The organism is Stenotrophomonas sp. C-A, from assembly GCF_054030835.1.
This window is the reverse complement of record NZ_CM132916.1, coordinates 1,364,689-1,386,904: the sequence shown is the minus strand read 5'-3', so window position 1 is coordinate 1,386,904 and position 22,216 is coordinate 1,364,689. Positions and strand designations below refer to the sequence as shown.

Sequence of the window (22,216 nt, the reverse complement as noted above, 5' to 3'; positions counted from 1 at the left end):
AACGATGACAATCGTTCTCATCGCGGTCCTGCTCTACCTGGCAGCCAGTGCCCTGCTGGTGCGCGCGCTTGGCCGCGATGAAAGCACCGGCTCCCCCACCTGGCTGTGGCCCGCCCTGCCGGCGATGCTGCTGCATGGCGGCTACCACGTGATGGTGGCGATGCGTACCAACGGTGGGCCGGACATGCACTTCTTCGCCGCGCTGTCGCTGGTCGGCCTGGGCATGGCCTGGCTGACCTCGCTGGTCGGCGCGCGCGGGCGGATGTCGGCACTGGGCGTGGTGGTGTTCCCGCTGGCCGCGGTACTGCTGCTGGCCTACCACGGCTACGGCCACGAACCGAGCAAGGTGCTGGGCTGGCGCCTGGCCAGCCACGCCTGGCTGGCGCTGCTGGCCTACGCCACGCTGAGCATCGCCGCGCTGCTGGCGATCATGCTGTGGCTGCAGGAGCGCGCACTGCGCCGCCGCGAGTTCCGCCCGTGGCTGCGGGCGCTGCCGCCGCTGGCCGACCTGGAATCGCTGTTGTTCCGGGTCATCACCGTCGGCTTCGCGCTGCTGACCCTGACCCTGGTCACTGGTGTGCTGTTCGTCGACGACCTGCTGGCACAGAAGCTGGTGCACAAGACCGTGCTGAGCGTGCTGTCGTGGATCGTGTTCGGCGTGCTACTGATCGGCCGCCGCCGCTATGGCTGGCGCGGCATGAAGGCGGTGCACTGGACGCTGGCGGCGATGCTGTTGCTGCTGCTGGCGTTCTTCGGCAGCCAGTTCGTGATCGAACTGGTGTTCGGGCATTCGCGATAGGCGGTGTGCCGACCAACGGTCGGCCCCCACCGGCGCTACCGTCAAGGCTGGGCCAGGATCTTCCGCACCGAGCGGCCGCTGTTGGTGAGGATGTCATCGACCTGCCAGCAGCCCTGCCCCTGGCGCACCATCGGAAGGCGGGTCACGTAGGCCTTCTTCCATACCGAATAGCGCATCTCGACCTGGCCGGCGGTGGCCGACGCCTCCTTCCAGCTGTAGCGCACGGGGGTTTCGATGTCGCCGTCCTGCGCATCCAGCCACGGATCGGAATCGATCGTGCAGATGCCCTCTTCGCGCTGCTGGCAGGCGCGCTCGCCACGCAGTGCCTTGCCGAAGGCCGGGCTGACCAGCGCGGGCGGCGGCTCCAGCAGGTCGCCATCGCCCGTCGTCGCCTCGTAGAACGCGCGGGCCACAACCACTGGTTCCTGGCAGGCGGGCGCGGCCTGTGCCGCTGGCGCCAGCAGCAGGCCGGCAATCATCAACATCCCTGTCTTTCGCATGTCCAATCCCTTTGGTCGTGATGGCGATCTGTTGTAGAGCCGAGCCCATGCTCGGCTGCGTTCCAGCATAAGCCGAGCGCAGGCTCGGCTCTACTTACAACCCGTAGCGCTCGATCACGTCCAGATGCGGCTGGCGGTCCTGGTCACAGGCCTCGGCCAGCCGCAGCCAGCAATGCGGGTGCGGCCATTTCGCGGTCTCCTGCTGCAGGAAACGGTGCAGCGCCAACGGCGCATGATCCTGCGGCTGGGCGACCGTGAACAGCAGGCCCGGCAGCGTGCCCTCCTCCATATCCGGATCGGTCACGGTGTAGTCCGCACGGCTGTGCGACCACACCTGCCAGCCCTGCGCCTCGGCAGCTTCAACGAAGGCATTCCACGCCTCCTCGCCGGGGTGAGCGCCGTCGATCAGCCAGCTGCGGGCGAAACCACCGCGTTCCAGCACGTGCACCTGCGCATAGGTCGGGATGAAATGCTCGCGCGCTTCCTCCTCCTCCGGTGCCGGATGTACCAGCGCGGCATCGAACACCACCCAGTCGCCCACCTGCTGCGCGCGGTTGGCCGGCGCGTTCTCGACGATGCGTGCGGTCACCGGCCCGCTGCGGCGTGCGTAGTATTCCATCGGCTCGCCGTTCTCCTCGCTGCGGATGATCACCCAGCCCCACGGCTCCTCGACCACGCCATCCTGGCTGGACAGCTCCATGCCGATCGCTGCGGCCGAGCGGCGCACCGCGTCCCAGTCGCGCGCCGCGCTGGCTGCGCTCATGTGGTCCCAATGCGCGGTGTTGGGCTCTTCCAGCAGCTCCACCAGCTGTGCAAAGCAGGCCTGGGCCTCGCTGAAGCGGCCGGTTTCCATGTACATCCGCGCCAGCGTGCCACGTGCACCGTGCGAACCCGGCGATGCGGCCAGCAGCGCCTGCGCGGCCTGCTCCAGCGCCGGCCAGTCGGACACGCGACGGGCACGCTGCACCTCGCACCAGTGCGCGAACACCGGCACGCTGCCGCGATAGGTATCCGCCAGCAGGCGCAGGCCGTCGTCGTCGCCCTGCTCGGTCAGCCAACGCATCAGCGTATAGGCGGCCGGACCATCCTCCTGCGTGTGCGCGCGCACGAATCGCCACAGCAAGGCGCGCGCTTCCGCCTGCGCACCACAGGCGCTCAACGCGGAGGCGGCCATCTCGGCCAGCGCCTCGTCATCGGGCAGCTGCGCCTGTGCCTGCAACAGCCACTGCGCCTCACGCTCCGGATCGCGCGACTGGTTCTGCTCCCCCTGCTCGTGCAGCCAGGCCAGCAGTTCGCTGGCCGGCACCGGCAGCGGCGCAACGTCCGGCAATGCATCGATACGCGCGGCCAGGTCGGCCACCAATGCTGCCGCACCACGGTCCTGGCGCAGCTGCGCCAGATGGGTACGCGCCAGTTCCAGCTGGCGCAGCGCCACCCAACGTGCACCTCGCTGCAGCGCCAGTTCAAGGCTCAGCGCAGCGACTTCGATCAGCAGGCGGTGCGAGCCAACCTCGGCAAAGTGTTCGATGATGGTGTTGAAGCGCGTGCCCAGATCCCAGGTATTGCGTGCAGGATCGCGCCGGCACAGCGCTGCGGCCGTGTTCGCCCACAGTCGCCAGTAGGTAGGCGTCAGTTCGCTCCACGGCACCAGCTGCTGCACGGCTTCTTCGTCGCGGCCCAGCTGGGCCAGCGCCCATGCCTTGGACAGGCGGCGCGGCACCGTGCAGTTGGCCGGCTCGTACTCGCCGGACGCGGCCACTTCGGCCTCGCGCTTCTCGATCAGCAACAGCGCTTCTTCGGCGCGGCCCATGCCCAGCAGGATCTTGATCTGCATTTCCGGGAAGCTGTCGAACACTTCCTTGCCGCAGGCCTCGATCGCATCCGACTGCACCTGCAGGTAATCCAGCGCATCCTGACCGCGGCCATCATCCAGCAGCGCATCGGCCTTTTCGCAGCTCAGGCACTGGAAGCAGGCCCAGCTTGGATCGATGCGTGCAAGCGTTTCATCGCACACCTCGACACGTTCGGGAACCCAGCCCGGGCCATCGATGTTGCCGTAGCAGGCAGCCAGATCCTGGGTCACGCAGATCGACTGCGGGCACTCCAGCGTGTCCTCACGATGCGCGCGTTCGAACAGCGCTACCGCTTCGCCCAGCGCACTCTCGCCTTCAACGCGGTTGCCGACGCGGTTGCGCAGCGCCCAGTGGCCGACGTAGACGTCGACCCACGGGTTGTCCAGCGCCTTGCCCAGCGCACGCGCTTCAGGCAGCAGCGCGTCGACGCGGTCGACACGCAGTTCGCTCACTTCGTCGGCGAGGCGGTTCAGCAGGTGCGCGTTCTGCGCCTGGCCGGCCTGGCGCAGGTCGCCCTGCAGTTTTTCGACCCAGTTCCAGATGTCCATGGGGTAAGTGCTCCTGTCTAGCGAAGGCTGGATGAGAGGATGCGGTGCTCAGCGCAGCATCTGCTGCAGGGCACCGGCGATATCGGTGAAGGCGCCGTTGAGGTCAGGGCCCACAGTGGTCGTCGCCCGTGCCAGCGGACGGCCCTGCGCGGCAACGATGATCTTCAGCGAGCGCAGCAGGCGTGCCGCAGCTTCGGCCTGCGGATGCCCGTCGCGTTGGGCGCGCAACAGCGCCTGCACGGCGGGATTGTCGAGGTTGAGGTACAGCCGCGACGGCGCACGCGCCTCGATGCGCGCGGTGAACTGCCGGGCCAGGCGCAGCGCCGCCATCGAGACGCGCTTGTCGTTCTCATCGTCTTCCAGGCGCTGCTTCAGTTCGGCCTCGCGATCGGGCACCACCACCACCGGCAATGCCTCCGGACTGAAGCGTGCCGGCAGCAGCTGTTCACCATCGCCCAGCTGCTCACGCAGCCATGCCAGCTGCGCCTCGTCGAGGCTGTCGTCAGTGCGGAACAGCGCGCGGTTGCCCTGCTCTGTGCCGAGCTCGACCAGGCGCAGGCCCTTGGCCTGGGCCCAGCGCCGCAGGAATGGCACCACCGCATAGCGATGGCCGTGCGCCACCGGCACGCCCATCGCACGGAACAGCATTTCCTCGAAGCCGCCGCCATTGTCGAGGATCACGTGCACCGCACCGCGTGCCGGCAACGCACTGGCTGGCAGGTCGCCCTGCGAAGTCGGCACGCGCACGTGTTCCAGCAGCAGGTCGAACAGGCGGTCATCGCACAGCGCTGCGCCCAGCAGGGCCTCATTGTGGCGCGTGAGAACGCGTCGCCAGGCCTCCGGCTGCTGCCGCGCGACGTCGGCCAGGCCGTCGATCAGCGCTTCCAGCAGTGCATGCTGCACGGCGCGGTACTGGTCGTCGCGCTGCAGGTCTTCGCGGCTGGCGGTAGGCGTCAGCCGCGAGGATTCGATCACCCCGCCAATGAACCCCGCCCAGGGCGGCAGCAGGTCGCGGGCGTCGTCGTCCAGCAGCATGCCGCGCACGAACACCGACAGGTTGCGGTTGTCGCTGGTGCCGTAGGTAGCGCCGTCCTGCACCCACAGCAGGCCGGTGGCATCGCTGTTGCCATCGGCACGCAGCGGCACGGTCACAATCGGTTCGAAATCATGCTCGAAGCGCGCGGCGAACTGCAGCGCCTGGCGTCGCGCCTGCACCGGATGCAGGGCAACCTCGCCTTGGCTACGCCACGGCGGCGGCTCGGGATTGAGCGCCTCGGCCGCGCCACCGATGAAGATCGGTTCGGACAGCAGCGCGCAGTAGCGGCCCAGCACCTCGTGCAGGCGCGCCTCGTTGGCCAGCGGCAGGAAGTCCGGATGCAGCTCCAGTTCCACCTCGGTACCGACCGCGCGTGCCGGCACTTCACTGACGGTGTACTGCTCGGCGTTGCTGGACACATACAGGTGCCCCAGTTCCGGCGTCTGGTACGAGGTGGTACGCACGCTGACCCGGCGCGCCAGCACGAAGGCGGACAGGAACCCGAGGCCGAACATGCCGATCAGGCCTTCGTCATCCTCGCCGCCCTGGCGCAGGCCGCGGGTATAGCCGACGCCGACAGTGGCCAGGTAGTCGTGGATTTCCTGGCGGGTCAGCCCGGCACCGGTGTCGGTGATGCGCAGCACGCCAGCGGCGGCATCGACCTGCACCGAAATGCGCGAAGGCACTTCGATGTCGGGCTGTTCGATGCGGCGACGGATGATCGAATCGTGCGCGTTCTGCACCAGCTCACGCAGCGCCACCACCGGGGTGGAATACAGGTGCTTGCCCAGCACCGTCATCAGTCCATTGAGATCGACCCCGGCGCGACGGATTTCGGCGTTGGGGGCGGTGAGCGCGGTGTCCTGCATGTAATCGTTTACTCCTGGGCACGGAAAGACGCCAGAGGGCGTCTTCGTCGAGCGGGAAAAACTAGCACAGGCAGGCTGACCGTTGCCGTGTCGGCTGCCGTATTCCGCGCGTGCGGTGGTGAAGCCGGGGCATGCCCGGCGCGATCACGCCGCGTCGATGGCCTCGGACAGGCGCTCCACCGCGATCACTTCCATGCCTTTCACCGAACCGCCCTTCGGCGCGTTGGCCTTGGGCACGATGGCACGCTTGAAGCCGTGGGTGGCCGCCTCGCGCAGGCGGTCTTCGCCATTGGGCACCGGGCGGATCTCGCCGGACAGGCCGACTTCGCCGAAAGCAATCGTCTTCTCCGCCAGCGGGCGGTCCTGCAACGAGGACAGTACGGCCAGCAGTACCGGCAGGTCGGCCGCGGTCTCCTGCACGCGGATGCCACCGACCACGTTGACGAACACGTCCTGATCGCCGACCAGCACACCGCCGTGGCGATGCAGCACGGCCAGCAGCATCGCCAGGCGGTTCTGCTCCAGGCCGACCGCGACACGACGCGGGTTCGACAGCGGCGACGCATCGACCAGCGCCTGCACCTCCACCAGCAGCGGCCGGGTGCCCTCGCGGGTGACCATCACACAGCTGCCCGGTTGATGGGTGCTGCTACCGGACAGGAAGATCGCCGACGGATTGGAGACTTCCTTCAGGCCCTTGTCGCCCATCGCGAACACGCCCAGCTCGTTGACCGCACCGAAGCGGTTCTTGAAGGCGCGCAGCAGGCGGAAGCGGCTGCCGCTCTCGCCTTCGAAATACAGTACCGCATCGACCATGTGCTCGAGCACGCGCGGGCCGGCGATGCCGCCCTCCTTGGTCACGTGACCGACCAGGAACACGGCGGTGCCGGTCTCCTTGGCGAAACGCACCAGCCGCGCCGCGCTCTCGCGCACCTGGCTGACCGAACCCGGCGCAGCGGTCAAACTCTCGGTCCACAGGGTCTGCACGGAGTCAGCCACGATCAGCCGCGGGCCGGCCTTGGACGCGTGCTGCAGGATCGACTCGACCCCGGTCTCGGCCAGTGCATTGACCCCGTCCAGCGGCAGCTCCAGGCGGTGCGCGCGACCGGCCACCTGCGCCAGCGATTCTTCACCGGTGACGTAGAGCACCGGCAGTTCGGCCGCCATCTTCGCCACCGCCTGCAGCAGCAGCGTCGACTTGCCGATGCCCGGGTCGCCGCCCACCAGCACCACCGCGCCTTCGACCAGCCCACCGCCCAACACGCGGTCGAACTCGCCGATGCCGGTCGTGACCCGCCGGTGCTCGGTCTGCTCCACGTCCTTCAGGGCGGTGACCTTCGGCGGATCAATCTTGCCGGCCCAGCCCGCCCGGCGCGAGGCCGGCGCCTTGGCGGCCGCCGCACTTTCCAGCACGATTTCCGACAACGAGTTCCAGGCGTTGCACTCGGTGCACTGGCCCTGCCACTTGCTGAATTCGGCGCCGCATTCATTGCAGACGTAGGCGGTGCGGGCTTTTGCCATCGGATGATTTCCAGCAACGGGAACAGGCGTGGCAGGATAGCCGAGCCGGGTCGCAGGTGCTGCGACCGCTCAAGTCCTGCCCACCCGCGCCGATAGGGGTCGCGGGCGTGCGCCTTGCGGGCGCCCCTTCCTCCCCCACTGGATTCAACATGACTGGCAGTTACAGTCAGAGCCTGGTCATCATCTCCCTGCTGGTGGCCATTCTTGCTTCGTACACGGCGCTGGACATGGCCGGGCGGCTGGCCACGGCCGAGGGCCGCGTGGCCCGCTGGTGGCTGGCGGGTGGCGCGGCGGCCATGGGCCTGGGCATCTGGTCGATGCACTTCATCGGCATGCTTGCCTTCGACCTGCCGATCCCGGTGGGTTACGACCTTGGCATCACCCTGTACTCGCTGGCGGTCTCGATCGGCGCCTCGGCCTACGCGCTGTGGCTGGTCTCGCGCCCCAGCCTGCCGTGGCGGCGGTTGCTGGCCGGCGCCGTGCTGATGGGGCTGGGCATCGCCACCATGCACTACCTCGGCATGGCCGCGATGCGCATGCAGCCGGGTATCGACTATCACCCGGGCTGGTTCGCCGCCTCCATTGCGGTGGCCATCGGCGCCGCCGGTGCCGCGCTGTGGATCGCCTTCCGCCTGCGTACCGAGCAGCGCAACACCATGCGCCTGCGCGCACTGGCGTCGCTGGTGATGGGCCTGGCCATCGTCGGCATGCACTACACCGGCATGGCCGCGGCGCGCTTCCCGGAGGGCAGCATCTGCGGCGCGGTCGGCAGCGGTGGCATCGACACGCGCTGGCTGGCGGTGCTGGTGATCGTCACCACCGTGGCCACTCTGGGTATCGCCTTGGTCGCCTCGCTGTTCGACCGGCAGATGCGCGTGCGCACCGGCCTGCTGGCCGATTCACTGGCGCATGCCAACGACAAGCTGATCCAGGCTGCGCTGCATGACCCGCTGACCCAGCTGCCCAACCGCATGCTGCTGCAGGACCGCATCGAGCAGGCCATCGAGAAGGCGCGGCGCCGCAACCATGCGGTGGCGGTGATGTTCTGCGACCTGGACGGCTTCAAGGCGGTCAATGATGCCTACGGACACCAATTGGGTGATCGCCTGCTGGTGGCGGTGGCGCAGCGCATCGGCAGCCTGCTGCGGCCGCAGGACACCTTCGCCCGCCTTGGCGGCGACGAGTTCGTGATCGTGCTGGCCATCGACATTCCCGACGATGCGGTGGTGGTCGCCGAGCGGATCATCGCGGCGGCGGGCGAACCGTTCCTGCTGGATGCAGCCGAGCTGCAGGTCAGCGCCAGCCTGGGCATTGCCCTGTACCCGGATGACGCCGGCAATGAGCGCGAGCTGATGGCCCACGCCGACGCTGCGATGTACCACACCAAGGAAACCGGGCGGAACGGCTATACGTTCTTCACCCCATCGATGCAGCTCAGCGCCAACCGTCAGCTGCGCCTGCTGCAGGACCTGCGCAAGGCCGTGATGCGCAATGAACTGGTCCTGCATTACCAGCCCAAGTTCCCGGCCGCGGGCGCGCCAGCCACCGGCGCCGAGGCGCTGCTGCGCTGGCAGCATCCGGAGCTGGGCCTGCTGGCGCCGGACGTGTTCATTCCCATTGCCGAACGCAGCGGCCTGATCCTGCCGATCGGCGACTGGGTACTGGACCGCGCCTGCGCACAGCTGCGTGCGTGGCACGATGCCGGACATGCCGAATGGTCGATGGCAGTGAACCTGTCGCCCCTGCAGTTCTCCTCCCCGGCCCTTCTGGACAGCGTGCGCGAGGTGCTCGAACGGCACCGCATCGAGCCGGCGCGGCTGACCCTGGAGATCACCGAGACCACGGCGATGAAGGACGTCGACGCCAGCCTGGCGATTCTCAACGATCTGACCGCGATGGGCGTGCACATTGCCATCGACGACTTCGGCACGGGCTATTCCAGCCTGCTGTACCTGAAACGCATGCCGGCCACCGAACTGAAGATCGACCGCGCGTTCGTGCATGACCTGGAATGCAATGAAGAGGATGCCGCCATCGTCTCGTCGATCATCGCGCTGGGACGCACCCTGCAGCTGCAGGTGGTGGCCGAAGGCGTGGAGACGCAGGCGCAGCGCGAGTACCTGAGCGAACTGGGCTGCGACCAGTTGCAGGGCTACCACCTGGGCCGACCGATGGACGCCGAGGAATTTCTGCGCCGGGTGGGCTGAGCCGATGTGCGGAGCAAGCTCCGCACCCACCTCATCAGTAGATCCACGCCGTGCGTGGATGTTCCTCGCCGCCCCCCACGGCAAACAGAAAGGCCGCCCGAGGGCGGCCTTTCTGCGTGGCAACGTCGCGAGGACGTCAGTGCATCATGTGCACGTTCATGTTGTGCATGACCCACAGGGTGCCGACCACGATGATGCCGATCACCACCACGGTGAAGGCCGCAGCGTTGACGTTCCAGCGGCTTTCCGAAGAGCGGTCCAGGTGCAGGAAGAACACCAGGTGGACCAGCATCTGCAGCACCGCGGTGATCGCGATCACCACACCGTTGACGGTGCGCGAGAAATCACCCGACATCACCATCCAGAACGGGATGACGGTCAGCACCACCGCCAGCACGAAGCCGATCAGGTACGACTTCACGGTGCCATGGCTTTCGCCGCCGGTGCCGTGGTCGTGTGCATGGTTGTCATGTGCCATTACAGGGCTCCATTGAGGTAGACGACGGAGAACACGCCGATCCAGATCAGGTCCAGGAAGTGCCAGAACAGGCTCAGGCACGCCATGCGGGTCTTGTTGGTCGGGGTCAGGCCGTACTTCTTCAGCTGCACGAACATCACCAGCAGCCACAGCAGGCCGGCGCTGACGTGCAGGCCGTGGGTACCGACCAGTGCGAAGAACGCCGACAGGAAGGCACTGCGGTCCGGACCGTAGCCCTGGTGGATCAGATGCTGGAACTCCCACACTTCCATGCACATGAAGCCGAAGCCCAGCAGCCAGGTGATGCCCAGCCACAGGTACATCTGGCCCATCTGCTTGCGGTGCATGGCAATCATGCCCAGGCCGAAGGTCAGCGAGGAGGTCAGCAGCAGCGCGGTTTCCCATGCAACGAACGGCAGTTCGAACAGGTCCTTCGCGGTCGGGCCACCATCGGTACCGCCTGCCAGCACCACATAGGTGGCGAACAGCGAGGCGAAGATGAGGCAGTCGCTCATCAGGTACACCCAGAAACCGAAGACGGTGTTGCCGCCGGTGTCGTGGTGCTCGTGGTCGTCATGGCCATGGGCCGCCGCGTGCGCGGCGTGCCCGTGGCTCAGGGTCGAGGTATTGGTGCTCATGCCTTCAGCTCCGACTTCACCAGGCCCTGGGCTTCCAGGTGCTTGCGGTGTTCGTTCTCGATGCGTTCCACCTCGGCGGCCGGGACCCAGTAGTCCACGTCCTGGTCGAAGGTGCGGTAGATGAACGTGGCGATCATGCCGACGAAGCCGACGATGGCCAGCCACCAGATGTGCCAGATCATCGCGAAGCCGAACACCAGGCTGAAGGCACCGATGACAACGCCCGTGCCGGTGTTGCGCGGCATGTGGATGTCGGTGTACTTGGCCGGCTTCGGCCAGGCTTCACCACGCTGCTTGCGCTCCCAGAAATCGTCCAGCTCGGTGACTTCCGGCAGCGTGCCGAAGTTGTAGAAGGCCGGCGGCGAAGAGGTTTCCCACTCCAGCGTACGGGCATCCCACGGGTCGCCGGTCAGGTCGACGGTCTTCTTGCGGTCGCGGATCGACACGGCCACCTGGATGATCTGGCACAGGATGCCGGCACCGACGATGAACGCACCTGCGGCGGCGATCAGCAGCAGCGGCTCGTAAGCCGGGTTGACCGTGCTCTGCAGGCGGCGGGTCATGCCCATGAAGCCCAGCACGTACATCGGCATGAAGGTCACGTAGAAGCCGATGAACCAGCACCAGAACGCGCACTTGCCCCAGAACTCGTTCAGGCGGAAGCCGAACATCTTCGGCCACCAGTAGGTGATGCCGGCGAACATGCCGAACACCACGCCGCCGATGATGACGTTGTGGAAGTGGGCGATCAGGAACAGGCTGTTGTGCAGCACGAAGTCGATGGCCGGAATCGCCAGCATCACACCGGTCATGCCGCCGATGACGAAGGTGACCATGAAGCCGATGGTCCACAGCACCGGGGTGGTGAAGTGCACGCGGCCGCGGAACATGGTGAACAGCCAGTTGAAGATCTTCACGCCGGTCGGGATCGAAATGATCATCGTCGTGATGCCGAAGAAGGCATTGACGTTGGCACCCGAGCCCATGGTGAAGAAGTGGTGCAGCCACACGATGAACGACAGCACGCCGATGCAGGCGGTGGCGTAGACCATGCCCTTATAGCCGAACAGCGCCTTGCGCGAGAAGGTCGCGATGACTTCGGAGAACACACCGAACGCCGGCAGGACCAGGATGTACACCTCCGGGTGACCCCAGATCCAGATCAGGTTGATGTACAGCATGGCGTTGCCGCCACCGTCATTGGTGAAGAAGTGCGTTCCCAGGTAACGGTCCAGGGTCAGCAGCACCAGGGTGATGGTCAGCACCGGGAAGGCGGCGACGATCAGCACGTTGGTCACCAGGGCGGTCCAGGTGAACACCGGCATCTGCATCAGCTTCATGCTGGGGGTACGCATCTTCAGGATGGTGATGAAGAAGTTGATACCGCTCAGCGTGGTACCCAGGCCTGCGACCTGTAGACCCCAGATGTAGTAGTCCATGCCGACGCTTGGACTGTATTCGATGCCCGACAACGGCGGGAACGCCAGCCAGCCGGTGGCGGCGAACTCACCGATCCACAGCGACAGCATGATCAGTACCGCACCGGATACGAACAGCCAGAAGCTGAGCGAGTTGACGAACGGGAACGCGACGTCGCGCGCACCGATCTGCAGCGGCACGGCCAGGTTCATCAGGCCGGTGATCAGCGGCATCGCCACGAAGAAGATCATGATCACGCCGTGGGCGGTGAAGATCTGGTCGTAGTGGTGCGGCGGCAGGTAGCCCTCGGACCCGCCGACGGCGAGCGCCTGCTGGGTACGCATCATGATGGCGTCGGAGAAGCCGCGCAGCAGCATGACGAAGGCGACGATGAGGTACATCACGCCGATCTTCTTGTGATCCACCGAGGTGAACCACTCCTTCCACAGATAGCCCCACAGCTTGAACTTGGTGATCAGGGCCATGACGCCCAGGCCACCCAGCACCGCGCCGACCAGGGTGGTCAGCACGATCGGATCGTGGGGGATCGACTCAATTGAGAGTTTACCCAACATGTTCATTCTCCCGAACCCGCGTGGCCGGCATGGCCCGCGTGTTCGTGTTCGTTGGCATCCAGGTTTTCACCCGATTCCTTGGAATCATGTGCGTCACTGGGGGCATGGCCCTCGTGCGCCTCATGGCTGGCGGCATCGGCAGCGGCGGCACCAGCGTGCGAGTGCTTCATGCCGTAGTGCTTGTTGTCGCCCATGTGCTTGGCGATCACCCAGTCGAACAGGCCTTCTTCGGTCTTGCCGAAGTAGGTGACCGGGTACCACTCGGCGTTGCGTGCTTCACCCAGCGCCTTGAACGAGGCCTTGTCCAGGGTCTGCTCGCCGGCACGGACCTGGTCCAGCCACTGGCGGTATTCGGCATCGCTGACCGAGTAGGCGGTGAAGTGCATCTTGGCGAAGCCCGCGCCGCTGTAGTGCGAGGACATGCCCGGGAATTCACCGGTCTCGTTGGCGATCAGATGGAGCTTGGTCTCCATCGCAGCCATCGAGTAGATCATGCTGCCCAGGTGCGGGATGAAGAAGGCATTCATCACCGTATCGGACGTGATCTTGAAGTTCAGCGGCGTGTTGACCGGGAACTTGATTTCGTTGACGACCGCCACCTTCTCTTCCGGATAGATGAACAGCCACTTCCAGTCCAGCGAGATCGCCTCGATGGTGACCGGCTTGACGTCCGATTCCAGCGGCTTGTACGGGTCCAGCGCGTGCGACGAACGCCAGGTCAGGACCGCCAGCACCAGCACGATCATGCAGGGAATGGACCACACCACCACCTCGATCGCCGTCGAGTGGGACCACTTCGGCTCGTAACGGGCCTTGGTGTTGGAGGCGCGATACTTCCACGCGAAGGTCAGGGTCATGATGATGACCGGGATGACGACCAGCAGCATGAGCACGGTGGCCGTGATCAGCAGGGTCTTCTCATCCTGGCCGATCTGGCCCTTCGGACTGAGGATGGCCACGGCATCGCAGCCGGTGAGCATCACCAGCAACGACAGCAGCAGGCCCGGGCGCAACCAGCGCCCAAGGGTTTTCAACGGAATCATCGGTCGATCCAATTGCGAGGGAATGCCGTTCCCCGTCCTGCCTGTTCCGGCCAAAGCCGGTCCCACCGGTCCGGAAGACAGGTAGGGAGGTGGGGTCGAGTCAGCCTTTCAATTTTAGGCCGTCACCCACCATTTAAGAAAGGCATTGACAATGATCGAGCGCAGGAAAGGCCCGTTTCTGGCTGCGACACGTTGTCGCACCGCGCAGGCGCGGCGGGCAGAACACCCGGGGGCGGCATCCTAGCATCGGGCGATGGCGGCTGCTCCGCCCGTGTTCGGCAAAGTCGCCTGAACATGTTCAGGCATGCCCGCGAAGGTAATGCATGGGATGCTCGGCGTTGGAGGAAGCCCATGGACAAGATCGACTTCAAGAAGCGCGATCGCGCGTTGTACCAGCCCCCGGTGGGCCGGTTCGTAACGGTGGACGTACCGCCCCTGCCCTACCTGATGGTCGACGGCCACGGGGATCCGAATACCGCCCCCGCGTATGTGCAGGCGGTACAGTGGCTGTACTCGGTCAGCTATGCACTGAAGTTCGCGCTGAAGGCAAAGGGCCAGGACTACGTGGTGCCACCGCTGGAAGCGCTTTGGACCGCAGAGGATCCGTCAAGCTTTGTGGCACGCCGCAAGGATGAGTGGAGGTGGACGGTGATGATCCGTACGCCGGACGGGATCCGTCCAGAGCAGATGGAGGCTGCCGTCGCCAAGGCGGCGAAGAAACTGGGCGACGCTCCGGCCAGTCTTCGCCATCAGGTGATTGAGGAGGGCCTCTGCCTGCAGACCCTGCATGTAGGCGCCTACGATGACGAAGGTCCGGCCCTGGCCCATCTGCACGACGAACTGATGCCTTCGCTGGGCTACACCTTCGCCGGCCCCCATCACGAGATCTACCTGGGCGACCCTCGCAGGACCGACGCTGCGCGGTTGAAGACCGTGCTGCGGCAGCCGGTACGGGCGCTAGAACCTGACAGGGGTTCGCGCTCATGATTTCCCACATCCGCCCAAACAAAAAGCCCCGGCCAAGGCCGGGGCTTTTCATGCAGCTGGTGCCGGAAACAGGAGTCGAACCTGCGACCTACGCATTACGAATGCGAACGATTATAATCTTAGTCATTTACAAACAATGACTTGTTGCACGGAAGGGAAACTATTGGGAAAATCCACCCCTCTATTCGAGGATTGAACGAATGGCCCGCCCCAAAAAAACTGCACGCACGAAGGGCGTCTACGACCGCGGCTCGGCGTTCCAAGTGAAGATCAAGCGCAAGGATGCAGGGGGCAACCTGCACGCCATCAACCGCACTTTCCCTTACAGCGAAGCGACCCGAGCCAAGGCCCTCGCCCAGGCCGAGGCGTTCGCTTCTGCAGAGCGCGCCGCGCTCCACGAAGAGAAGCAACCCGCCTCCAACCTGATGAGCAGCCAGAGCCTGGGGGTCTGGATCGAGCGCTACATCGCCGAGGTGCTCTCACTCAAAGCCAAGGATGACAAGAAGAAGTCGGGGGACAACGATGCGCGCCTCTTGCGCCTGCTCGCCAAGCGCTTCCCCGCCACCTTCAGCAAGCCGGTGGACAAGCTCACGCCCCAGGACTTCGGCCTCGCCAACGGCGGCATGGCCCGGTCGTTGGAAGATGACTACTACCTCGCCCCGGCCACCATCACTCGCCAACTCGCCGTTCTCTCCAGCGTCTTCACGGCAGCGATCAAGCGCTGGGGCTTCAAGATGGACAACCCCATCCACGCCACGCTCAAGCCCAAGGTGAGGAACGAGCGCGAGCGGGTGGTCACTGATAAGGAGTGGGCGGACATACTGACCGCCCTTGCCCCCATGTCCGCGGCCACCCGGGGCGCCATTGCCTTCCTGCGCTGGACCGCGGCCCGCCGCAGCGAAGCCATCAAGCTGCGCTGGGAAGATTTGGACTACAGCAAGCAGCGGCCCGAGGCCACGTTCCGGGACACCAAGAACCCCAAGGGTGGCAAGCCCATCCATCGGACCATCTTCCTCACTCCTGAAGCGGTTGCGGTGCTGGACACCCTGACCAAGGAGCTCCACGCCGCCAAGCTGCGCAAGGATCGCATCCCGCCCTCCCCCCAGAACCCGCCCGCCGTGCGCCCCAGCTCCGGTTTTGTCTTCAGCTTGGACGAGGGCAAGACCTCGATTGCCTCGGACACGCTCACCCAGGCCTGGGGACGCGCCCGCGAACAAGCGGGGGTGACCGACGCCACCCTGCACGACCTGCGCCACACCCGCATCACCGAGCTGGCCAACTTGCTGCCCATGCACCAAGTCATGCAACTCTCGGGGCACAAGACCACCCAGATGCTGACCCGTTACTACAACCCTGACATGCAAGATTTGGGCGAGCTTTTTGAGGTCACGAAAGCAGCGGCTGAAAAAGCCCAGCGGGACTACTTGAAAAAGACGAGGAAGAAAAACGGCAGTTGACTTCGCCCTTGTGTGTGCTATGGCTTGCAACGGGGCAGGGTTTCTTACTCCTTTTTCCCTGCCCCACTAAGCCCCCGAGCTGCTGGTCTCCTCCCCCGGTCGTTCGGGGGCTTTTTGTTTTAGCCCGCTTGCGCTTTCCTGAAAATCCACTACCCCTGAAAGCATCTATCTACCTTTCTGGGAGGAAAGCATGCAACCGCGCTTTACCATCGCCGTCGTTCTGGCTTGCCTGACACTGGCTGGGTGTTCGACCGTTCAACCCAACCCCAAGCCCAGCAGCCCTTGGATTTTCCAAACCCCGAAGCCGCACGGCGCCATTTACCGATTCTTCCACCCTAAAAGCGAAAGGATGTGGAAAGGGGTTTCCCCAGCGCTGCGGGAAAAGGTGGAAGCCGTCCAAGCCCAACTGGCCGCGGAAGGGTTTGATGTGCGGCCCGTGGAAGGGTATCGAAGCCCCGAGCGTCAGGCGGCCCTGCTTGCCTCCGGGTCTGGCGTGACCAGCGTTGGGGCATTCTCCAGCTGCCACAACTTCGGGCTGGCCCTGGATGCCGCCGTGTTCGTCAATGGGGAGCCCAGCTGGAACTTGGACGATGCCCATGTGATGGCCGGCTATCAACGCTTTGGGGAGCTGGCGGAGATCGTGGGGCTGAGCTGGGGCGGCCGGTGGACCAGCCCGAGAGACTATCCCCACGTGGAGCTCAAGCAAGAGTGTGGCCAGGCCAAGTGGGCCTACCGCCAGGGGCGCAAACCGGGCGCGTTTCCTTCGGTGACCGGGGAGCCCTCTTCGGAAGTGCTGGCCCGGGCGCTGGCGCCGGCTTGGTGCCCTGCGGGAATGGAAACGGCGTGCTTGGCTTGGGGCAATGAAAACCGGATGGCCTGGAACTGGACACTCCCGGCGCGGGTTTGTTTTGCAACTTTCCCTAACACCTTGAAAAAGATCACCTGATCGACTTGCGGAAATGAAATCGCCTGCTATGGATGAAGTATCAATCCATACTCGGGAGGGTTTTCATGTCTTCACTTCGCGCATCCATCTTAACGGCACTGGTCGGTCTCGCTGTCGTTGCAATCCCCAGCACCCCAGCGGCTGCTCAAACGGCTCAGAATACTTATATCGCCGGTGACGGAAACGAGTCCATCACCAACAAGCATTTATTGAATGGTGTTCTGGTGGGAACGAACAACACCACGCATTCGGCCGCAGAGCTCCTTTCGGCTTTCACTGTGATGGGCAGCAACAATGCGATTGATACGGCAGGTATCGTTTTCGGAAACAACAACTCTCAATCCTCCCCCACCCCCGGCCTTGCCTCAGGATCACTGCAAGTCGGACGCGGCAATACGGTTGAGGGTGAGAGCAACACCCAGGTTGGCCAGAACAACACGACGACGGGCTCCACAAACGCGACCATCGGGACGGGCAACGAAATCGAGGGCAACCAGAACCTGCTCACGGGGATCCTGGTCACCACGAAAGGGAGCGGAAACGCCATCACGGGGTGGGGAGGACAGGTTATTGGTGACAACAACGCACACATGGGCACCGGTGGCAGTATCAGTGGCAACAACAACGTGACCATGGGCAACAGCGTTGAAGTCACGGGAAACAACCAGGTCGTTGGCGGCACCTCGGCACGTGGCTTTGCGGACGGGTGCGTTGCACTCGGCGCTGGTTCCCAGTGCTTCGAATCAGACGAGTTCAGCGTCGGAATAACGAACAACGAGCGCCGTGTGACCAATGTTGGCGACGGGCGCAACTACACCGATGCAGCGAACGTGAGGCAGGTCGCCGCCGCCGTGAGGACGCTGGGCGCGGGTGCTGACATCGTCAGCGGTCAACTCGTGAAACCCCTCTTCCAGTTCCTCAGCGGCGCAACCTACACCAACGTCGCTGAGGCCATGTATGACCTGGATGGCAGGATCGCCAATCTCTCGCAAAATCCGGGTGGCAGCGCTGGTCCGCAGGGCCCTCAGGGGCCTCAAGGCCCCGCAGGAAAGGATGGTGTGGGCGGCTCTGATGTAAAGGCAGGTGCCAACGTCGTAGTCACTACCGACGAAGACGGCACCCAAACCGTGGCGGTCAGTGACAACGTGCAGTTGTCCGACCAAGGCTCTGTCCAGGTCGGCAAGACCACGGTCAACGCCCAGGGCGTGACCGTCCAAGGCGGCCCTTCGGTGACCACCGCGGGCGTCAACGCGGGCAATCAGCGCGTGACCAGCGTGGCTCCGGGACGCATCGAACAGGGCTCCACGGACGCCGTGAACGGTGGGCAGGTCTATGAAATGCAGCAGGTCTGGGATGACCGCTGGACCGACACCGACCGCCGTTTGCGGCACCAGGATCGCCGGATCAACGGTTTGAGCGCCCAACTCGGCGCGATGAGCCAGATGGCCACCGCTGCGGCCCAGAACGGGGGCACGGCCGTTGGACAGGTGAACCTGAACGTGGGCGTGGGGTTCTCGGGGGGCAGTGCTGCAATGGCCGTGGGCTGGGGTGCTCGGGTGTCTGAAAAGGTCAGCGTCTCGGCGGGCCTGTCCTTCGGCTCTGGCAACAAGCCGGTAGCCGGCTTCGGGTTGAGCATCAACTTGGGGCGCTAAACGATTGCGTGGTGGAAAAGGAGGTGATCGTATCTCGGCAAGGGCCCTTCGGGGCCCTTGTTCGTGCCATGGCTTGACGAATCGGTTCTTTCTTTTATGGGTATGTAGGTATACCCATCGATGGAGGACCCTTGAACTGGAAACGCAATCAGAAATACCTGCCCCGCCCACGCCATCTCTACGGGTTGTTCTTTGACAACGGGTGCTGCTACGTGGGGCAGACCGTCGATTTAAAGCAACGCGAGCAGCAGCACCGCAGTGCTCGTGGGGGCTGGCAGGGACGCCGATTCTCGTTCGTCCCGCTGTCGAGCATGACGGGCACCCAGGCCGATGCCGAGGCTCACGAATACGCGTGGCGCTACAAGGCCTTTCAGCATGGCTGGCGAATCTATAGCAAGCCGCCGGGCATTCTTATCCGCGACCCACGTCGCCGCACCACGGGTTACGTGAAGTCCTTGGCGGCAGGGTATGCGTGGCCCGAGGCGTTTCCGCGCCGCTCGGCGGGGGCTCCGTCGTCCCTGGCTTGGGGGTTCTTCAAATGGCTATTCCTCTACCCCTTCCTTTTCGGCGTGGCGGTGATGGTGCTGCAGGCCGTGGTCATGGCCACCCTGTAAAGCAAAGGCCCCGGCGGGAGCCGCGGGCCGCCCAGCCTGCTGCTCACAACGAGAAGCCCTGCCTGTGTTTCGGGGACTGCGCTGGCAGCTTGGGAGAGGCCTTTCGCGCCCGCCGCAACGGCTCCAGCACTTCCAGCAGCCAACGGGCCTTGCGCTCGCCCTCGCTCATCTGCGGTTTTGGGCGTTCCGCGTGCTCCTTCAGCAGTGCGTCGAGCTTGCCCTGGATGCGCGTTCGCTGAGCGGCTGGGCGTTGAGTGTTGGGGCGTGCAACTGCCCCAAGGCCCTGGACAACCGGCCGTTGCGGATCGTCTTTCAGTCCCGCGTCGAGCACGGTCTCTTTGAGGCGTTCCAGCCCCAGGCGTTCGCTCAACCGCTCCACGTCATCGGACGTCGCATACATGCGGTAGGAACCCTTCGTGAGTCGGGTGTAGGCCACCAGGGCGCTGTGGGCGTCGAGCATGCCCAGGTTCGCCAGGTGGTAGATCTCCCGCTTACCTTGGCCCTGGCTCTTGTGAACCGTCCCGGCATAGGAATGCGTCAGTGCTTTCATTTCGAAGCTGTTGAACGTCAATCGCCGGCCATCGGCCTTGGTCTCCGAGCGAATGGAAACGCTGATGTCGTAGCCGCCCACCCTTGAGGGCTTGATGTTCTCCACCACCGCCTGCGTGCCATTGATGACCCCCAGGTCCTTGTTCTTCGCGGTGAAGACGATCTGATCGCCTTTGGACAACGCCAAGTCGAACTTGCGCCCCTTGTCCCGGGCCTCGATCACCACTTCGTCCTGGCCCAGCTCTCCCCGTTCTTTCAACCCAGCCCGGATGCCCGCATTGAGCGCGGCCACGTCTGCACGGGTGTGGGCGATGACCAACTTCTCCTGCATCGGGGTTGGGTCTTCGAAGTATTCGTGCAGCAAGCGCTCGCGGGCGTCCTTCTCCGTGGCCGTTTCGCGGATGGTGTCGAGCAACCGGGCCTTGATTTCGTTGCCCTTGTCGAGGGTCTGGGCCCGGGAACGGCTGGCCTTTTTCAGATCGATGATCTGACCGCTTTCGTCCGTGGCGTAGAACGACAACGCGGTTTCTCGGTCTTCCTGTTTGCCCTGGCGTCGGATCTCGGTGAGCTTGGCATCGCCGACCGCTTGCTTGGTCAGCTGAAAGCCCGAGCCCGCCCCGATGGGCTGAAGCTGTTCCACGTCCCCCTGCATGATGACCTTCGCCCCCGCCTTGGCCGCGTAGCTGAAAAGCTTGTGGGTGTTGCGCGCATCGACCATGCCTGCCTCGTCCACCACAATGACGTCCGTCTTGCGGAACTGCATCTTTCCGTTGTCCAGGTCATGGAGCATCTGCGCCATGCTCACGCTGGACATGCCGCTTTCCGCCTCCAGCTTCTCGGCCGCGGCGTTGGAAACGCAGACGCCCAGCAACTCGAATCCTTGGGTTTCGTAAGCTGCCCGAAAACACTCACTGATCGTCGTTTTACCGGTTCCGGCGAGCCCGGAAAGATTGACCACGCCCCCGCTGCCCTGGGTGATGTGGTCCAGCGCGTGGCGCTGCTCCTTGGAGAGCTGAAAGCCCTTGGCCTTCTCGTAGTCTTCCACCACCCGGTCCACGTCGGCCTGGGGCACGTGGTGATGGGTTTCCTTGGCTCGCTCAATCGCGAAGGCCACCACCTCCTGCTCGATCTGGAGCATCCACGGGGCGCAGTAGCGCTCCTGGGTATGCCGCCTTGCCAGCGAGTCGCCCTTGTCGTCGTCGTGCAGGCGCATGGGGTTGACCAGCACCAGGCCGTGCTCCTTCTTGAACGCTTCAACCAAGCTGTAGAGCTCTGGCACGGTGACGCTGCCGGCGTATTCCTGGCCCAAGACCTCCAGGAGATTGTGGTCGCAGAAAATGGCGTCCGTCTCGTGGAGCCGCTCCAGCAGTTCTGCCGGGGATTTTTGCTCCATTTCGTGCGCGTTGCCCTTGGCTTGCTTCAAGCTTGCCGTGGATACGTCGAAGTCTTTCAGCGTGTCCTGCCAGTGCGCGATCAGCTCGTGGTAGGGCGGCTCGTCCTTGTCTTTGCGCGTGGCCAACGTGGCCTGCTGATTAGACACGTTGTGCTTGGCTGCGTAGGCCAGGATTTCCTTGCGGCGGTTGCCGTAGCGATCCGTCACCTCCTCGTCCAGACCCGCGATCCGAGCGTAGACGCGCCCGGTTTCCTGGCCGTCGTCGTCCAGTTCACGGATGCGGTCCACTCCATACCCCAGCGCCTTCATTCCTTGGTAGAGCTCTGTCTTGTAGACCTCGTCTATGGCTTTGCGGTAGCGGAAGATCTCTTCAGCAGAGAGGCTGGCCTCGCCACCGTCACTGCCCAGGCTGAGGTTGTAAAGCAGGTTGTGGGTGTGGAGGCTGGGCCCCATCTCGCCGGTCGCCTCATCGGTTCGGGCGGCGTAGTGGTGGTGAGAGCTCCAGATCAACCCATCAACCCCGATGACATCCTTGCCGGCCTTGTTGCGGCGAGTTTCGGACATGGCTTCGAAGGCTTCCATCGCCCTCTGGACCGCGTTGCGGTGCGCAGCGTGGATGGCTTCTTGTTCTGCGGGGTCAGAAGCCAGGGCAAACGCCACGCTGACATCCAGCGGCGCGGAAATGGTCATGTCGTAGCAAATGCGATGCCCACCTGCCAAGTAAGTCACGTCTTTGCCGTCCTTCTGTAGCGGCTTCCCCGTCTTGTCCTTCCTCACTCGGATCTGGCCGCGGTCGCCCGCGTTGTGGCATAGCGCACGCCCCGTCTTGGGGTCGAACCCATCGGTCAGTGGGAGCATCAGCTCCTTGGTGGCGCGCTGCTCGGCCAGGCCCAGGTGTTTCGCCAGGCCCCCATAGAACCGGGATTCGGCTCCATCGCTTGGTGCTGGCAAGTCGTAGTAACCCACCACCTGTCGAGCCTTCTCCCTAGCGAGTTCCTGGGCAAGCAGGTAATCAATGGACGCGCAGCCACCCTGGGTTCCGCTGGCATTTCGCTTGAGTGTGGTTCGGTTGATCATGGGTCCCCCAGTGCATGTTCTCTTCCACATGCTTAGCAGAAATGCTCGAATGAGC

General features: G+C 64.6%; 16 protein-coding genes. 7 read left to right on the top strand and 9 right to left on the bottom strand.

The window, feature by feature from the left end:
* Positions 1 to 4: 4 nt before the first annotated feature.
* On the top strand, positions 5 to 799 hold the full coding sequence (locus ACW5IY_RS06585) for a cytochrome C assembly family protein (protein WP_010483269.1): 795 nt from the start codon (positions 5 to 7) through the stop codon (positions 797 to 799).
* A 41-nt stretch (positions 800 to 840) separates the two neighbouring features.
* Here ACW5IY_RS06585 and ACW5IY_RS06580 read toward each other — a convergent pair whose 3' ends face one another.
* The 4 genes from ACW5IY_RS06580 to radA all read right to left on the bottom strand — a co-directional run bounded on the left by ACW5IY_RS06580 (position 841) and on the right by radA (position 7,126).
* On the bottom strand, positions 841 to 1,299 hold the full coding sequence (locus ACW5IY_RS06580; RefSeq protein ID WP_049433948.1) for a YqhG/Tai3 family protein: 459 nt from the start codon (positions 1,297 to 1,299) through the stop codon (positions 841 to 843).
* A gap of 94 nt (positions 1,300 to 1,393) precedes the next feature.
* A complete protein-coding gene (locus ACW5IY_RS06575; RefSeq protein ID WP_049433949.1) occupies positions 1,394 to 3,700 on the bottom strand; it encodes a tetratricopeptide repeat protein in 2,307 nt (768 codons plus the stop codon).
* 48 nt (positions 3,701 to 3,748) lie between these two features.
* Positions 3,749 to 5,605 (bottom strand): ATP-binding protein, encoded by a 1,857-nt coding sequence (locus ACW5IY_RS06570; protein ID WP_049433950.1) that lies wholly within the window; start codon positions 5,603 to 5,605, stop codon positions 3,749 to 3,751.
* 144 nt (positions 5,606 to 5,749) lie between these two features.
* Positions 5,750 to 7,126, bottom strand: coding sequence for a DNA repair protein RadA (gene radA, locus ACW5IY_RS06565; RefSeq protein WP_049433951.1), 1,377 nt, complete (start codon positions 7,124 to 7,126; stop codon positions 5,750 to 5,752).
* A gap of 149 nt (positions 7,127 to 7,275) precedes the next feature.
* Between radA and ACW5IY_RS06560 the strand changes: the two genes are divergently transcribed.
* Positions 7,276 to 9,333: a putative bifunctional diguanylate cyclase/phosphodiesterase gene (locus ACW5IY_RS06560; protein WP_049433952.1), complete on the top strand. Its 2,058-nt coding sequence runs from the start codon at positions 7,276 to 7,278 to the stop codon at positions 9,331 to 9,333.
* 136 nt (positions 9,334 to 9,469) lie between these two features.
* Here the strand turns inward: ACW5IY_RS06560 and cyoD are convergent, their stop codons facing one another.
* From cyoD to cyoA, 4 genes are read right to left on the bottom strand one after another with little or no spacing between them, the layout of a single operon-like run.
* Positions 9,470 to 9,811: a cytochrome o ubiquinol oxidase subunit IV gene (gene cyoD, locus ACW5IY_RS06555; RefSeq protein ID WP_005408584.1), complete on the bottom strand. Its 342-nt coding sequence runs from the start codon at positions 9,809 to 9,811 to the stop codon at positions 9,470 to 9,472.
* The gene (gene cyoC, locus ACW5IY_RS06550; protein ID WP_005408583.1) at positions 9,811 to 10,449 is read right to left on the bottom strand and encodes a cytochrome o ubiquinol oxidase subunit III; all 639 of its coding nucleotides are present in this window, start codon (positions 10,447 to 10,449) and stop codon (positions 9,811 to 9,813) included. The genes cyoD and cyoC overlap by 1 nt, the downstream gene beginning before the upstream one ends.
* Positions 10,446 to 12,443: a cytochrome o ubiquinol oxidase subunit I gene (gene cyoB, locus ACW5IY_RS06545; RefSeq protein WP_049424462.1), complete on the bottom strand. Its 1,998-nt coding sequence runs from the start codon at positions 12,441 to 12,443 to the stop codon at positions 10,446 to 10,448. Before cyoB ends, cyoC begins: the two co-directional genes overlap by 4 nt.
* Positions 12,444 to 12,445: 2 nt before the next feature.
* Positions 12,446 to 13,486 (bottom strand): ubiquinol oxidase subunit II, encoded by a 1,041-nt coding sequence (cyoA, locus tag ACW5IY_RS06540; protein ID WP_049433953.1) that lies wholly within the window; start codon positions 13,484 to 13,486, stop codon positions 12,446 to 12,448.
* 351 nt (positions 13,487 to 13,837) lie between these two features.
* Here cyoA and ACW5IY_RS06535 point away from each other — a divergent pair, with 351 nt between their 5' ends.
* The 5 genes from ACW5IY_RS06535 (at position 13,838) to ACW5IY_RS06515 (ending at position 19,142) form a co-directional block, all read left to right on the top strand.
* Positions 13,838 to 14,473: a GyrI-like domain-containing protein gene (locus ACW5IY_RS06535; RefSeq protein ID WP_049433954.1), complete on the top strand. Its 636-nt coding sequence runs from the start codon at positions 13,838 to 13,840 to the stop codon at positions 14,471 to 14,473.
* A 200-nt stretch (positions 14,474 to 14,673) separates the two neighbouring features.
* Positions 14,674 to 15,930: a site-specific integrase gene (locus tag ACW5IY_RS06530; protein WP_049433955.1), complete on the top strand. Its 1,257-nt coding sequence runs from the start codon at positions 14,674 to 14,676 to the stop codon at positions 15,928 to 15,930.
* A gap of 190 nt (positions 15,931 to 16,120) precedes the next feature.
* Entirely contained in the window at positions 16,121 to 16,876 is a 756-nt protein-coding gene (locus tag ACW5IY_RS06525; protein ID WP_053091852.1) for a M15 family metallopeptidase, read from the top strand.
* Positions 16,877 to 16,941: 65 nt separating this feature from the next.
* Positions 16,942 to 18,528, top strand: coding sequence for a YadA-like family protein (locus ACW5IY_RS06520; protein WP_160314058.1), 1,587 nt, complete (start codon positions 16,942 to 16,944; stop codon positions 18,526 to 18,528).
* A gap of 131 nt (positions 18,529 to 18,659) precedes the next feature.
* The gene (locus ACW5IY_RS06515) at positions 18,660 to 19,142 is read left to right on the top strand and encodes a GIY-YIG nuclease family protein (protein WP_053091854.1); all 483 of its coding nucleotides are present in this window, start codon (positions 18,660 to 18,662) and stop codon (positions 19,140 to 19,142) included.
* A gap of 43 nt (positions 19,143 to 19,185) precedes the next feature.
* On the opposite strand, the gene mobF is transcribed toward ACW5IY_RS06515, so the two are convergent.
* Complete coding sequence (mobF, locus tag ACW5IY_RS06510) at positions 19,186 to 22,161, bottom strand: MobF family relaxase (protein ID WP_457327054.1); 2,976 nt, start codon at positions 22,159 to 22,161, stop codon at positions 19,186 to 19,188.
* Positions 22,162 to 22,216 lie beyond the last annotated feature (55 nt).

Coding starts and splice junctions, on each gene's coding strand:
- ACW5IY_RS06585 (WP_010483269.1), top strand. CDS start 5: ATGACAATCGTTCTCATCGCGGTCCTGCTCTACCTGGCAGCCAGTGCC.
- ACW5IY_RS06580 (WP_049433948.1), bottom strand. CDS start 1,299: ATGCGAAAGACAGGGATGTTGATGATTGCCGGCCTGCTGCTGGCGCCA.
- ACW5IY_RS06575 (WP_049433949.1), bottom strand. CDS start 3,700: ATGGACATCTGGAACTGGGTCGAAAAACTGCAGGGCGACCTGCGCCAG.
- ACW5IY_RS06570 (WP_049433950.1), bottom strand. CDS start 5,605: ATGCAGGACACCGCGCTCACCGCCCCCAACGCCGAAATCCGTCGCGCC.
- radA (WP_049433951.1), bottom strand. CDS start 7,126: ATGGCAAAAGCCCGCACCGCCTACGTCTGCAATGAATGCGGCGCCGAA.
- ACW5IY_RS06560 (WP_049433952.1), top strand. CDS start 7,276: ATGACTGGCAGTTACAGTCAGAGCCTGGTCATCATCTCCCTGCTGGTG.
- cyoD (WP_005408584.1), bottom strand. CDS start 9,811: ATGGCACATGACAACCATGCACACGACCACGGCACCGGCGGCGAAAGC.
- cyoC (WP_005408583.1), bottom strand. CDS start 10,449: ATGAGCACCAATACCTCGACCCTGAGCCACGGGCACGCCGCGCACGCG.
- cyoB (WP_049424462.1), bottom strand. CDS start 12,443: ATGTTGGGTAAACTCTCAATTGAGTCGATCCCCCACGATCCGATCGTG.
- cyoA (WP_049433953.1), bottom strand. CDS start 13,486: ATGATTCCGTTGAAAACCCTTGGGCGCTGGTTGCGCCCGGGCCTGCTG.
- ACW5IY_RS06535 (WP_049433954.1), top strand. CDS start 13,838: ATGGACAAGATCGACTTCAAGAAGCGCGATCGCGCGTTGTACCAGCCC.
- ACW5IY_RS06530 (WP_049433955.1), top strand. CDS start 14,674: ATGGCCCGCCCCAAAAAAACTGCACGCACGAAGGGCGTCTACGACCGC.
- ACW5IY_RS06525 (WP_053091852.1), top strand. CDS start 16,121: ATGCAACCGCGCTTTACCATCGCCGTCGTTCTGGCTTGCCTGACACTG.
- ACW5IY_RS06520 (WP_160314058.1), top strand. CDS start 16,942: ATGTCTTCACTTCGCGCATCCATCTTAACGGCACTGGTCGGTCTCGCT.
- mobF (WP_457327054.1), bottom strand. CDS start 22,161: ATGATCAACCGAACCACACTCAAGCGAAATGCCAGCGGAACCCAGGGT.